We start from the raw sequence: 12,506 nt of genomic DNA, 5'->3' as shown, positions 1-12,506 counted from the left end.
ACAAGGATGCCATCGTCGGAAACGGGTCCGAGGTGATTACTGCACCCAGACCTGAGAATACAGCATGTGGAACTGGTCACTGAAGGTGAAGTGACCGAGGCGCTTGGAAACGAAGTCCAGTTGCTTGGGCGTGAACATCGTCACCCAAGGCGCCTGATCCGTGTAGGCCGCGTCAAGCTTGGCCCATTCGGCATTGGCAGCCTTCTGGTCAGTCACCGCCGTGATCAGGTTCTTCTGCATCTCGGCATCGAGCGACTTGTCGCAGAAGCCCGAGATATTGATCGAGGCATCCGAACCCGGATGGAAGGAACCGCAGCTCAGCAGCACGTTGATGAAGTCAGAGGCGGCCGGATAATCCTGGTACCACTGGCTGACGCTGATCTGAACGTTGTTCTTGGTGTTCTGGATGTAGGTGAACTGGATGTTGCCCGAGATCACCTTGAGCGTCGCCTTAAAGCCCAGCTCGTTGAGCACGCTGACGAGATAGGTGCCGAGCGCCGGATCGACGTTCTGGTCATCCGCGATCACCGTCACCTTCTGGCCGATCTGGCCGGAAGCCTTCATCAGCTCCTTGGCCTTGGCCATGTCAGGCGCGGACCATTTGGCACCGGGGGTCTTGGTATAGGGGCAATAGGCCTTGTAGCCAGGGAAGCCGGGCGGCAGGATCTGGCAGTTCGGCACGGCAAGGCGCGGGCCGCCATAGATGTTCACGGCGGACTTGCGGTTGAAGGCGTAGTTGACCGCGAGACGCGCGTCCTTGTTGTTGAACGGCGCAAGATTGACGTTCATCGGCGCGTAGAAGATGGCGAAGAGCGGGTTGATGTGAATCTGGCTCGGGAATTTCGATGCCATTTCCGGCAGACGGTCGGACGGCGGGCTGTCGAACATCCAGTCAGCCTGGCCATTCTCGATCGCCGTCACTTCGTCTTCCGGCTTGGCGCCGAAGCTGTAGTCGATCTCGTCCGCATAGGCCTGGGGCTGCGCCTCCTTGCTGAACACCTTGAAGTTCGGGTTCCGCTTCAGGATCATTTCCTTCTGCGGATCGTAGCTGGTGATCATGTAAGGGCCGGTCGCGGCGGCGGGCGTGGTGCCGAGATCCTTGGCGGGGGTATCGGCCGGCAGGATGGCGGCGAACGGCGTCGCCAGCTTGTAGAAGAATTCCGAATCCGGCGCGGTCAGGTGGAAGGTGACGGTGTTGGCGGCGTCATCGGCCACGACCCCGCCCGCGAGCGTGCAGGTTGCCGGCGTCTTGAGGCAGGCGTCCGCCCCCACGATGCCGTTGTACCAGGAGCCCGCATTCGGGTTGCTGACCTTGAAGATGCGCTGGAAGCTCGCAACCACGTCTTCCGGTGTGACATCCTTGCCGTTGGAGAACTTCACACCCTTCCGCAGCGTGAAGACATAGGTCTTGCCGCCGTCCTCGGGCTTCGGAATTTCAGTGGCGAGGTCCGCCACCAGGTCGTTACTGGCCGCGCCCGATGTCTTCTTGAAGGAGATCAGACCGTCATTGGTCAGGACGAGGACGGACCAGAATTCACTGGTGTAGTTGATCTGCGGATCAATGGTGCCCGCCGCGGAGGAAGCGGTGAGCTTCAGCGTGCCCCCCATGTGGTCGGCCGCCTGCGCGGTACCGCCCAGGGCAAGGCCGGCTGCCGCGGTCAGAGCAAGGGCGGAGCCATGGAGCCATCGTCGCAATGTCATCGGTCTCTCCGGGTTGTTCGGTCGAAGGTTTGACGGAGGAAGCTTAGGCCGCATCCAGGAAGTCAGCGACGGCGCTCAGGCACGCGTCCTTTTCCTCGACATGCGGCATGTGGCTGGAGTGCTCAAAGATACGCCAGCGGACATCGGGAATATGGTCGGCATAGGGCTGCACGCAGAGCGGCGTTGCCTCATCATGCCGGCCGGAAATGAGCAGCGTAGGGACGATGATCTGGTGCAGTCGGCTTTCGATCGTCCAGCCTTTCATGGAGCCGATGACGTGGAATTCCGTCGGCCCATTCATCGTGTGGTAGACGGTCGGATCGGCGGCGATGGCATCGAAGGTGCGCTGCACCTCGGGCGGCATCGGCTGCACGCGGCAGACATGCAGGGCATAAAAGGCGGCGGAGGCCTTCTGATAGTCCTCGCTGTCGATCGTGCCGGCCTCTTCGTTTCGGGTCAGCGCATCCTGGATGTCCTGCGGCAAATCGCGGCGCAGACGGTTGGCTTCCTCGACCCAGGTTTTCAAAGAGGCCGGGGAATTGGCGATGACGAGACGACGCAGGCCCTTCGGTTGAAGCACGGCGTGTTCCGCGCCCAGCATGCCGCCCCAGGACTGGCCCAGCAGGTCGTACTTTTCAGCGATGCCGAGATGGGCGGTCAGCCGGTTCAGCTCGCCCAGAAAAAGATCGACGGTCCAGAAATCGCCTTGGCCCGCGCGCTCGGGAAGATGAGTGGAGCGGCCGTTACCAAGTTGGTCGTAGTGAATGACGGCGCGGCCGGTGGCCGCCAGGTCCTTGAAGCTATCGACATAGTCGTGGGTGCAACCGGGGCCGCCATGGAGGATGACGAGGGGCGGCTTCCCCCCCTGAAGGGGGCCTGACACCTTGTACCAGGTGCGGCCGTAGGGACCTTCGACATAGCCTTCGGTAAAATCCATGGAACCTCTATCCAACCTGGGCGGCGCCTTCTCGGCGTCTGTTGCGGGGCGCCCGGCCAGCGGGTCTATGCACACCATGAGGGATTGGAAGCAAGACCCGTTCCACCAGCCCGCCAATTTCAGCAGGCCGGCCACCCGTCCGCAGGACGCCTCAAGAGAAGGCCTGCTCTCCTATGTGCTGGGGCACCATTCATACGCGAGGAGACCTGCGGCCATGGAAAAAAGACAGCTCGGACAATCCGGTATCAGCATCCCGCCGCTGGTTTTCGGCGGCAATGTCTTCGGCTGGTCGGCAGACGAGGCGACGTCTTTCAAACTGCTCGACGTACTCGCCGATGCCGGACTGACGGCCATCGATACCGCCGACATGTATTCCGTCTGGGCGCCCGGCCATAAGGGCGGCGAGTCGGAAACCGTGATCGGCAATTGGCTCGCAGCCCGTGGCGGCCGCGACAAGCTCCAGATCATGACCAAGGTCGGGATGGACATGCCGGACGGCAAAGGGCTTTCCGCCGCCTGGATCAAGACGTCGGTCGAGCGCTCGTTGAAGCGGCTGCGAACCGATGTGATCGACCTCTACCAATCGCACAAGGACGACGAGTCGACGCCACTCGAGGAAACGCTGAGCGCGTTCGCGGACCTCATCAAGGCCGGCAAGGTTCGCGCGATCGGCGCCTCCAACTACTCGGCCGCGCGCCTGCAAGAGGCGCTGAAGGTGAGCGACGCGAACGGATTGCCGCGCTATGTCGCGCTGCAGCCGCATTACAACCTGGTCGAACGTCCGCTGTTCGAGGACGCGCTGGAAGCAGTCTGCCTCAAGGAAGGGCTGGGCGTGATCCCTTATTACTCGCTGGCCGCCGGCTTCCTGACCGGGAAATACCGGTCCGCGGCCGATCTTGGGAAAAGTGCGGCGCGCGGCCAGGGTGTGGCGAAATACCTGGAGGGCCGCGGCCCCAAGGTTTTGGCCGCGCTCGATGCCGTCGCGGCTGAGACCGGCGCTACGCCGGCACAGGTGGCGCTCGCCTGGCTGATGGCCCGACCCTCGATTACCGCGCCCATCGCCAGCGCTTCCCGCCCCGAGCAGATGGGCGATCTCATCAAGGCCTGCACGCTGTCCCTCTCCGCGGGCCAGATTGCGGCGCTCGACGCGGCCAGCGCCTGAGGCGCAACCCGGATGTGCTGCTGACCTCAGCAGCACATCCTTGACTCTCACCCTGTCCGGGGGCAGAAGCCCGGCTCTCTAGTCCGTCGCTCCGCGAGTGTTCGCGCAGCGGCGCGCTTTGTTTTGGGAAGTCGGATGTTCGAAAGCCTCTCCAATCGACTCTCCTCCGTCTTCGACCGCCTGCGCGGCCGGGGTGCGTTGAGCGAGACGGACGTGCTGGAGGCCATGCGCGAAGTGCGCCTGGCGCTGCTGGAGGCTGACGTTGCCCTGCCGGTGGTGAAGGACTTTGTCACCAAGGTGCGGGAACGGGCGGTCGGTGTGGAAGTGCTGCGCTCCGTCACCCCCGGCCAGCAGGTCATCAAGATCGTCAATGACGTCTTGGTGGAATCCCTGGGCGGCGAAGGCGCCGTTCCACTTAACCTCAACGTCCCTGCCCCGGTGCCCGTCCTCATGGTCGGCCTCCAGGGCTCCGGCAAAACCACGACCGCCGGCAAGATCGCGCTCATGCTCCGTACCAAGGAGCGGAAGCGCATCCTCCTCGCGAGCCTCGATACCCAGCGGCCCGCGGCCCAGCTGCAGCTCGCCCAGCTCGCGGAGCGGGCCGAGGTCTCCTCGCTGCCCATCATCCAGGGCCAGACGCCGGTGCAGATCGCCGAGCGCGCCATGGACGCCGGGCGCCGCGAAGGCTTCGATATCGTCATTCTCGACACCGCCGGCCGCCTCTCGATCGACGAGGAGCTGATGGCCGAGGTCCGCGCCATCCGCGACGTCACCAACCCGGCCGAGACGCTGCTCGTGGTCGATGCCATGACCGGCCAGGACGCGGTGAACACCGCTCGTGCCTTCAACGAGGCCCTGGGTGTCACCGGCATCGTCCTGACCCGCATGGACGGTGACGCCCGCGGCGGTGCCGCTCTCTCCATGCGTGCCATCACCGGCGCGCCGATCAAGCTCACGGGGTCGGGAGAGAAGCTGGACGCGCTGGAAGCCTTCCACCCGGAACGCGTCGCCAGCCGCATCCTCGGCATGGGCGATATCGTCAGCCTGGTCGAGAAGGCCGCCGAGACGATCGACAAGGAAGAGGCCGAGAAGCTTGCCGCCAAGATGGCCAAGGGCAAGTTCGACCTCGAGGACTATGCGAACCAGCTTAAGCAGATTTCCAAGATGGGCTCGCTCTCCGGAATCATGGGCATGCTGCCGGGCATGGGCAAGATCAAGGAACAGCTCAACGGCGCCAATCTCGACACCAAGATTCTCAAGCGTCAGGCAGCGATCATCAGCTCCATGACGGTCAAGGAACGGCGCGACCCTGACATCATCAAAGCGAGCCGCAAGAAGCGCATTGCCGCTGGTGCCGGTTCGTCGGTCCAGGAAGTCAACCAACTGCTCAAGCAGTTCGAGCAGATGACGACGATGATGAAACGCATGAACAAGCTCGGCCAGAAGGGCCTGATGCGCGGCGGCCTCGGCGCCCTGATGGGCGGCATGGGCGGCGGCGGCATGGGCGGCCTCGGCAAGCCCGGCGGGCGCCGGCCCTTCTGACAGTTTTTAACCCTTTGCCGGGCGGCGCGCGCTGCCCGGCAGCCTCAACCACCAACGGAGACTAACCGAACATGTCCCTCAAGATCCGGCTGGCCCGCGCGGGCGCCCACAAGCGCCCCTTCTATCACATCGTGATCGCGGACAGCCGCAGCCCGCGTGATGGCCGCTTCATCGAGAAGGTGGGCAGCTACAACCCGATGCTGCCGGCCGAACATACCGATCGCATCCGCCTGCAGACGGAACGGCTGGAGCATTGGCTTCACCACGGCGCCGTCCCGACGGACCGTGTGGCCCGCTTCCTCGGCAAGGCCGAGCTGATTCCGATGCCGGCGTGGAATGAGCAGCCGCACCAGTCCGCGCCGAAGAAGAAGGCGCAGGAACGGGCCAAGGCCGCGGCCGAAGCGGCTGCGTAACGACGCATGCCGGAGAGCCGCATCCAGGTAGGTGTGATCGGCCGGGCGCACGGCGTCCGGGGGCTGGTGAAGGTGACCAGCCATACTGCCGATCCGTCCGATCTGACCGCGTATGGACCTTTGTCCGACGCGGAGGGGCGGTTCTATGCCCTGCGCTGGAAAGGCGACGGCATCGCCGAGATATCCCGCCTGGTCGATGGTCAGGAGGCTCGCGTCACCGATCGCACCGTGGCCGAGAAATTGACCAACACGCGTCTGTTCATCGACCGGTCGGCCTTGCCGCCGGCTGACGATGAGGAGTTCTACGTCACCGACCTGATGGGCTTGCGGGCCGTCGGCGCCGATGGGCGGGACCTCGGCGTGGTGGAGGTCGTACATGACTACGGCGCCGGCGCGAGCCTGGAAATTCCTCAAGCCACCGGCGCGCCGCTGATCGTGCCATTCACCAAGGCCTGCGTGCCGAACGTGGATATCGAAGGCGGCAAGGTCGTGGTGGTGCCTCCGGATGAGATCGTCGCGGCGGAGAAGAACGTGGCATGACCTGGCGCGCCTCCATCCTGACGCTGTTCCCCGCGATGTTCCCCGGTCCGCTTGGGCAATCCTTGGCAGGCCGCGCGCTGGAAAAAGGTCTCTGGTCGCTGGATGTAACGAATATCCGTGACTTTGCGACCGACCGGCATCGGACGGTGGACGACACGCCGTTTGGCGGCGGGGCGGGCATGGTGCTGCGGCCGGATATCGTCGACGCGGCGGTCGATACGGTCGCGGACGGGCGGCCCATCATCTGCCTGACGCCGCGCGGCCAGCCGTTCATCCAGCCGGCGGCGCGCGACTTCGCCACTGGGGCGGGCGTGATTCTCGTCTGCGGTCGTTACGAAGGTATCGATCAGCGCGTCATCGATGCGCGACAGATGCAGGAGGTCAGCATCGGCGACTATGTGCTGTCGGGCGGCGAACTCGCGGCGATGGTGCTGCTGGACAGCATCGTCCGGCTGTTGCCGGGCGTGATGGGCGCGGCCGAAAGCGCGGATGAGGAAAGCTTCAGCGGCAGCATGCTGGAATACCCACACTACACCCGCCCCGCCGAGTGGCAGGGGCGCGCGGTGCCAGACGTATTGCTGTCCGGACACCATGCCGAGGTTGCGGCGTGGCGCCGCCAGGAATCGGAACGAATCACCCGTGAGCGCAGGCCGGATCTCTGGGCCAGCGCCACGAAGCATTAGGAAAGGATAAGACGGATGAACATTCTTCAGAAGCTCGAAGCCGAGCAGATGGCGAAACTGAAGGAAGCGCGACCGGTTCCGGAGTTTATTCCGGGCGACACGCTGCGTGTGTCTGTGAAGGTGGTGGAGGGTGAACGCACCCGCACCCAGGCGTTCGAAGGCGTGTGCATCGCCCGCTCGAACAAAGGTATCAACAGCAACTTCACCGTGCGGAAGATCTCGTATGGCGAGGGGGTGGAGCGCGTGTTCCCGCTCTATGCGCCGACGATCGCCGATATCACGGTGGTGCGCCGGGGCGATGTGCGCCGGGCGAAGCTGTATTACCTGCGTGATCGTCGCGGCAAGTCAGCCCGCATCGCCGAGAAGGCGCGTACGACCGGACCGGCGGCGGCGCAGGACACCGAGGTCGAAGCGGCGGAGTGATTCGTCACCCGTCCGGGAAGTGCGGCGGCGGTTGGTCCGTGCGGGACCGCCCCGTGGCGCCGTCGTTGGCGGCCTGCCGTTAGAGCCGGAGGGCGCGAAGAAGAGTCTGAACGCAGATTTAGGCCGATGGACGCGAATGCACGCAGATCGCTGGGTGATCTGGATCGTGCCGTGCTCTAGAGTGGGATGACATCGCTTTCGCTCAGCCATCCCACTCCAGCTCGTTGTTTGATCGCGTGATTCAGACTTCCGGCGATTCCGCCTACAGTCATCACGCTTTAATGTTTATGGCCAAACTTGGTATGCGCTCGACCTGACGCCGCCATGGCTCCGGATCGGTCAATCCAAGCGATCCGTGTGCATTCGCGTCCATCGGCCTAAATCTGCGTTCAAACTCTTCTCGTCTTCCAAGCCCCCAACCCCGCCGGGAAGCGCATCCTAAACCGCCTCCGCAGCTAACCGACGCGGCGCGCAGCAGGCACATCCACCGGGATGCGAGCGGGGGGCGGCGCCCATGCTGGCCTCTTCCGCGCCACCACCCAGCGCCGGCGCGGTCAGCAGCCGAGGCGCCGGTTGCGAGCAATCCGGGCAGGGCTGCGGCAGATCGAACTCCGCCATCGGACGGATATCGGCGAACGGCCCGCAATCGGGGCACTCATATTCATAGGTCGGCATAGCGTCGCCTCCTTTCCATTGGCCGGCATCATGCCATTGGCCGGTCCGCCATGCCAGACAGTGGGTTGCCGACCCGGAAATCCGGCGTCATTTTGCAGAGCACAAGAGACATGATGGGATTGGCGGAATGAACGGACAAGTGGATCTCACCCAGTTCGTCGAGGAGCGGTATGCCGTCGGGCAACCGGTGCACCGCAAGGAAGACCCCGTGCTGCTGCAGGGCCGGGGCCGCTACTCCGACGACCTGAACCGCCCCGGCCAAGCTTACGCGGTCATGGTGCGGTCCAGCTTCGCGCACGGGATCATCCGCTCGATCGACACCACGGCGGCGAAGGCGATGCCGGGCGTGCTGGCGGTGCTCACCGGCCAGGACCTGATCGACGCGGGGATGGGCAACATGCCCTCGGGGGCGGCGTTCAAGAACAAAGACGGCAGTGACATGCCGAAGCCGACACAGCCGATCCTGACCACCGACAAGGTCCGCTTTGCCGGTGACCCGTATGCGATCGTGGTGGCGGAGACGAGGAAGCAGGCCAAGGACGGGGCCGAGGCGATCTATGCCGACATCGACATCCTGCCGGCGGTGACCGATGCCACGTCGGCCGCGGCGCCCGGCGCGCCCCTGGTGCATGACGTGACTCCCGGCAACGTCATCCTGGACTTCCAGCACGGCGACGTCGCGGCGGTCGAGGCCGCCTTCGCTCAGGCCGCGCATGTGACCAAGCTGCGGATACGCAACTCCCGCGTCGTCGTCTGTCCGATGGAGCCCCGATCGGCGATCGGCGAATACGACAAGGAGGCGGAGCGCTGGGTGCTGCGCGTCGGCTCCCAGGGCGTGTTCAACATGCGCCAATCGCTGACCGGCCCGCTGAAGGCGACGGTCGACAAGATCCGGGTCCTGACCGGCAATGTCGGCGGATCGTTCGGAATGAAATCATCCTGCTATCCGGAATACCCGGCGGTCCTCTACGCCGCCAAACTCCTCGGACGGCCGGTGAAGTGGACGGACGAGCGGAGCGAGAGCTTCCTGTCCGACAGTCACGGCCGCGACCATGACATGGAGCAGGAGGTCGCCCTCGACAAGGACGGCAAGATCCTCGCCCTGCGCATCACCGGCTATGGCAATATCGGCGCTTACCTTTCCAACGGAACGGTCCTGCAGCCGACCGGCAACATCACAAAGAACTCGATCGGCGTGTATGCGACGCCCCTGCAACTGGTGCAGGCGAAGGCGATCTTCACCAATACTTCGCCTGTCGGTCCGTATCGCGGCGCCGGCCGTCCCGAAGGCAACTACTACATCGAGCGCCTGCTCGACACCGCCGCTCGGGAAATGGGGATCGATCCGACGGAGATCCGCCGCCGCAACCACATCCAGCCGGAGCAGATGCCCTATAAGACGCCGGCCGGCACCGTCTATGACAGCGGAGACTTTCCCGCTGTCCTGGATGACGCGCTGACGCAGGCGGACTGGAACGGCTTCTCGCGCCGTCGCCGCGAAAGCCAGGAGCGCGGCAAGCTGCGGGGCATCGGCATCGGCCAGTATCTGGAGGTGACCGGCCCGCCGGCCAAGGAAATGGGCGGCATCCGCTTCGAGGCCGATGGCAGCGTGACGATCATCACCGGCACGCTGGACTATGGGCAGGGCCATGCCTCGGCGTTCGCGCAGGTGCTGTCCTCGCGCCTCGGCATCCCGTTCGAAAAGATCAACCTGCTGCAAGGCGATTCCGACGAACTGCTGGCCGGCGGTGGCACCGGCGGGTCGAAGTCGCTGATGGCCAGCGGCACCGCGATCATCGAGGGAGCCGAGAAAGTGCGCGAGCGCGGTATGAAGATCGCCGCCCATGCGCTGGAAGCCGCCGAAGCCGACATCGAGTTCGAGATCGTCCGTGGTCAGGGCCGCTTCCGCATCACCGGCACAGACCGCGCGGTGGGGATCATGGAACTTGCGGAGAGGTTGCGGCAGGGCGAGATCAGGCTACCCGAGGACGTGCCGCAAACGCTCTCGGTCTCCCACGTCGCCGAAGGCCCGCCCTTCGCTTTCCCGAACGGGTGCCACGTGGCGGAGGTCGAGGTCGACCCGGAGACCGGCGTCGCCCAGGTGGTCGAATATATCGCGGTGGGCGATTTCGGCACGGTCGTGAACCCGATGCTGGTCGAGGGCCAGACCCATGGCGGCATCGTACAGGGGATCGGCCAGTGCTTCCTGGAACACGTGGTCTATGACGAGTCCGGCCAGCCCGTGACCGGGTCGTACATGGACTATGCCCTGCCGCGCGCCGACAACGCGCCGTTCTTCGGCTTCTACTCGCATCCCGTGCCAGCGAAGACCAACCTGTTGGGCGCGAAGGGTTGCGGTGAGGCCGGATGCGCCGGCGCGCTGCCGGCTGTCATGAACGCGCTGGTGGATGCGCTGTCGGTCTATGGGATCACCCATATCGACATGCCGGCCACGCCGCTGGCGATCTGGCAGGCGATCGAGGCAGCCAAAGCCAAGGTCGCGTAACGACAACGGCCGCCGAGCGCGCGTTGCAGCGCGCGCTTGGCGGCTCAATGTCTGTGAATTCCACTCCTGGCTCGAGATATGGCAAAATGCGTCCGGCAGGGGGAAGCCGGATGAGCACGGATGGTGTCGTCGACGCGCCCGTACGGCGCAAACGCCGCATACGCCTGACCCGCCCGCAGCGGATCGCCGTCGCGGCGGCGATCCTGGTCCTTATCGTGATCCTCTACGAGATCGCCAGTTCCTTCATCGCCTACACGTCGGACGCGTATGTGCAATCGGACCTCATCGGCGTCGCCCCGCAGGTCACGGGGCGCATCGTCGATGTCAGTGTGATGGACAACCAGTCCGTCACCGCTGGCGATCCGATGGTCACGATCGATCCTGTTCCGTTCCGATTTGCCGCGGATCAGCACCGGGCCGAGGTCAATGAGGCAAAGGCTCAGATTGCCGCCGACCTTGATATGATCACGTCGTCCCGGGCGGAGGTCGATGCCGCCACCGCGGCGGCGACCTATGCCCACGAGAATTACCAACGCCTGCACGTGCTGGGCACGGCGCAGGACGTTTCGAGGGATGATGTGCAGAAAGCCGTGGATGAGCAACGGCAGGCCGATGCTCGTTTGCAGGCCAGCCAGGCCGTAGCGGACCGGGCACGATCGATGCTGGCGATGCATCAGGCCGCCGAGGTCTCCGCAGCCGCGGCATTGGCGACGGTCGAGTGGCAACTGGCGCGGACGAAACTCGTCGCCCCGACGGACGGAACGATCACCAACCTGACAGTACGGGTTGGAGACACCGCGCAAACCGACGTGCCTCTGATCGGCATTGTCGATGCCCATGCGTGGCGCATCACCGCCAACTTCAAACAGAGCTTCATTCGCGGCTTCAAGCCAGGGGATACGGCCTGGATCTGGCTGGATTCGCAGCCGTGGCATCTCTATCGGGCGCGCGTGCAGGGGGTGGCGCGCGGGATCAGCCGGAATCCCGTGGCGAACCGCTTGCTGCCCTATGTCGCCCCGACGACGGATTGGATCCGGTTGCAGCGGCGGTTCCCGGTGACGCTGACCTTGGTCGACCCGCCGCCTGATCTTGTATTGTACATGGGTGCTGATGCGCGGGTGCTGATACTGCCATGATCGGCATGCTGCGGCGCGCTGGGGCAGGCGGGCAGGCGATCGGCGCGGCTTTGTATCGCGATCTGCTGGACATAAGGTTGTCGGGTCCACGTGCGACCACCTGTTTCGTGACGACCGCCAGCGTCGCCGTCGCAACGACTCTGGCGATGGCGCTGCACCTGGACGACATCTGGTGGGCGGCCATCAGCGGTTTCATGGCGACCCAGGCGACCACCCCTGCGTCGCTGCGCAAAGGCGTCCTACGCATTATCGGGACAGTCGCCGGTGCGGGGGCCGTCGTCCTGTTGAGTCCCCTGCTGGTTGACGATCCGCTGCTGGTCACGCTGTTGATGTTCGTCACCAGCACGTTCGGCATCCTGGGCCTCCTGGTCAGCTCGCATGGCTACGCCTGGATGCTGGCCGCTGTGACGGTCGACATGGTGCTGATGACCGGTCTGAGCGATCCCTATTCCGTATTGGAAGTGGCGGCCTCCCGCACGGCCGAGGTCGCGGTTGGCACCGGGGCTGCCATGTTGGTCTCCCTGCTGGCCGCGTTGGATGAGACGGATCCCCCGGCCGACAGCCATCCAGGCTGGCGGCATCTGCTGGATGCGCAATGGCCTGCGACAGAGCATTCGATCCGTGCGGCCCTCGCCGTGGTGACGGTTCCCTGGGTCTGGGCATGGCTGCATGTGCCGAGCGATGCGCAGATTGCCGTGACGATTACGGCTGTGATGGCGCTTCCCGCGCTGGGAACTGATCCGCGGGCCGATCAGGAGATGATCTTGAAGCGTGGCGCCCATCGCATC

The 12,506-nt window shown here is 64.7% G+C and carries 12 protein-coding genes; 9 read left to right on the top strand and 3 right to left on the bottom strand.

Annotation, left to right across the window (positions count from 1 at the left end; genetic code table 11):
- Positions 1-36: 36 nt before the first annotated feature.
- Together VL752_RS04455 and VL752_RS04450 are read right to left on the bottom strand one after the other, a co-directional pair.
- The gene (locus VL752_RS04455) at positions 37-1,701 is read right to left on the bottom strand and encodes an ABC transporter substrate-binding protein (RefSeq protein WP_325352577.1); all 1,665 of its coding nucleotides are present in this window, start codon (positions 1,699-1,701) and stop codon (positions 37-39) included.
- 43 nt (positions 1,702-1,744) lie between these two features.
- On the bottom strand, positions 1,745-2,638 hold the full coding sequence (locus VL752_RS04450; protein WP_325352575.1) for a proline iminopeptidase-family hydrolase: 894 nt from the start codon (positions 2,636-2,638) through the stop codon (positions 1,745-1,747).
- Between the two features lie 214 nt (positions 2,639-2,852).
- Between VL752_RS04450 and VL752_RS04445 the strand changes: the two genes are divergently transcribed.
- From VL752_RS04445 to rplS, 6 genes are all read left to right on the top strand, one after another.
- Entirely contained in the window at positions 2,853-3,800 is a 948-nt protein-coding gene (locus tag VL752_RS04445) for an aldo/keto reductase (RefSeq protein ID WP_325352573.1), read from the top strand.
- 135 nt (positions 3,801-3,935) lie between these two features.
- Positions 3,936-5,342 (top strand): signal recognition particle protein, encoded by a 1,407-nt coding sequence (ffh, locus tag VL752_RS04440; protein WP_325352571.1) that lies wholly within the window; start codon positions 3,936-3,938, stop codon positions 5,340-5,342.
- A 71-nt stretch (positions 5,343-5,413) separates the two neighbouring features.
- Positions 5,414-5,755 carry a 30S ribosomal protein S16 gene (gene rpsP, locus VL752_RS04435; RefSeq protein ID WP_325352569.1) on the top strand — a complete coding sequence of 114 codons (342 nt, stop codon included), beginning with the start codon at positions 5,414-5,416 and terminating at the stop codon, positions 5,753-5,755.
- Between the two features lie 6 nt (positions 5,756-5,761).
- A complete protein-coding gene (gene rimM / locus VL752_RS04430; RefSeq protein ID WP_325352567.1) occupies positions 5,762-6,295 on the top strand; it encodes a ribosome maturation factor RimM in 534 nt (177 codons plus the stop codon).
- On the top strand, positions 6,292-6,978 hold the full coding sequence (gene trmD, locus VL752_RS04425; protein ID WP_325352565.1) for a tRNA (guanosine(37)-N1)-methyltransferase TrmD: 687 nt from the start codon (positions 6,292-6,294) through the stop codon (positions 6,976-6,978). Before rimM ends, trmD begins: the two co-directional genes overlap by 4 nt.
- Positions 6,979-6,993: 15 nt before the next feature.
- Positions 6,994-7,401 (top strand): 50S ribosomal protein L19, encoded by a 408-nt coding sequence (rplS, locus tag VL752_RS04420; RefSeq protein ID WP_325352563.1) that lies wholly within the window; start codon positions 6,994-6,996, stop codon positions 7,399-7,401.
- Positions 7,402-7,839: 438 nt separating this feature from the next.
- Here rplS and VL752_RS04415 read toward each other — a convergent pair whose 3' ends face one another.
- Entirely contained in the window at positions 7,840-8,076 is a 237-nt protein-coding gene (locus VL752_RS04415) for an FmdB family zinc ribbon protein (protein WP_325352561.1), read from the bottom strand.
- 127 nt (positions 8,077-8,203) lie between these two features.
- Between VL752_RS04415 and VL752_RS04410 the strand changes: the two genes are divergently transcribed.
- The 3 genes from VL752_RS04410 to VL752_RS04400 all read left to right on the top strand — a co-directional run.
- Complete coding sequence (locus VL752_RS04410; RefSeq protein ID WP_325352559.1) at positions 8,204-10,582, top strand: xanthine dehydrogenase family protein molybdopterin-binding subunit; 2,379 nt, start codon at positions 8,204-8,206, stop codon at positions 10,580-10,582.
- A 110-nt stretch (positions 10,583-10,692) separates the two neighbouring features.
- On the top strand, positions 10,693-11,718 hold the full coding sequence (locus VL752_RS04405) for an HlyD family secretion protein (RefSeq protein ID WP_325352557.1): 1,026 nt from the start codon (positions 10,693-10,695) through the stop codon (positions 11,716-11,718).
- Positions 11,715-12,506, top strand: a 792-nt coding sequence (locus VL752_RS04400; RefSeq protein WP_325352555.1) for an FUSC family protein, incomplete at its 3' end; no start/stop codon positions are given. The genes VL752_RS04405 and VL752_RS04400, both read left to right, overlap by 4 nt.

Source organism: Acidisoma sp., from assembly GCF_035492295.1.
Lineage (GTDB): Bacteria > Pseudomonadota > Alphaproteobacteria > Acetobacterales > Acetobacteraceae > Acidisoma.
Note: the sequence above shows the minus strand (reverse complement) of the source record. Positions and strands in the feature narration are given on the sequence as shown.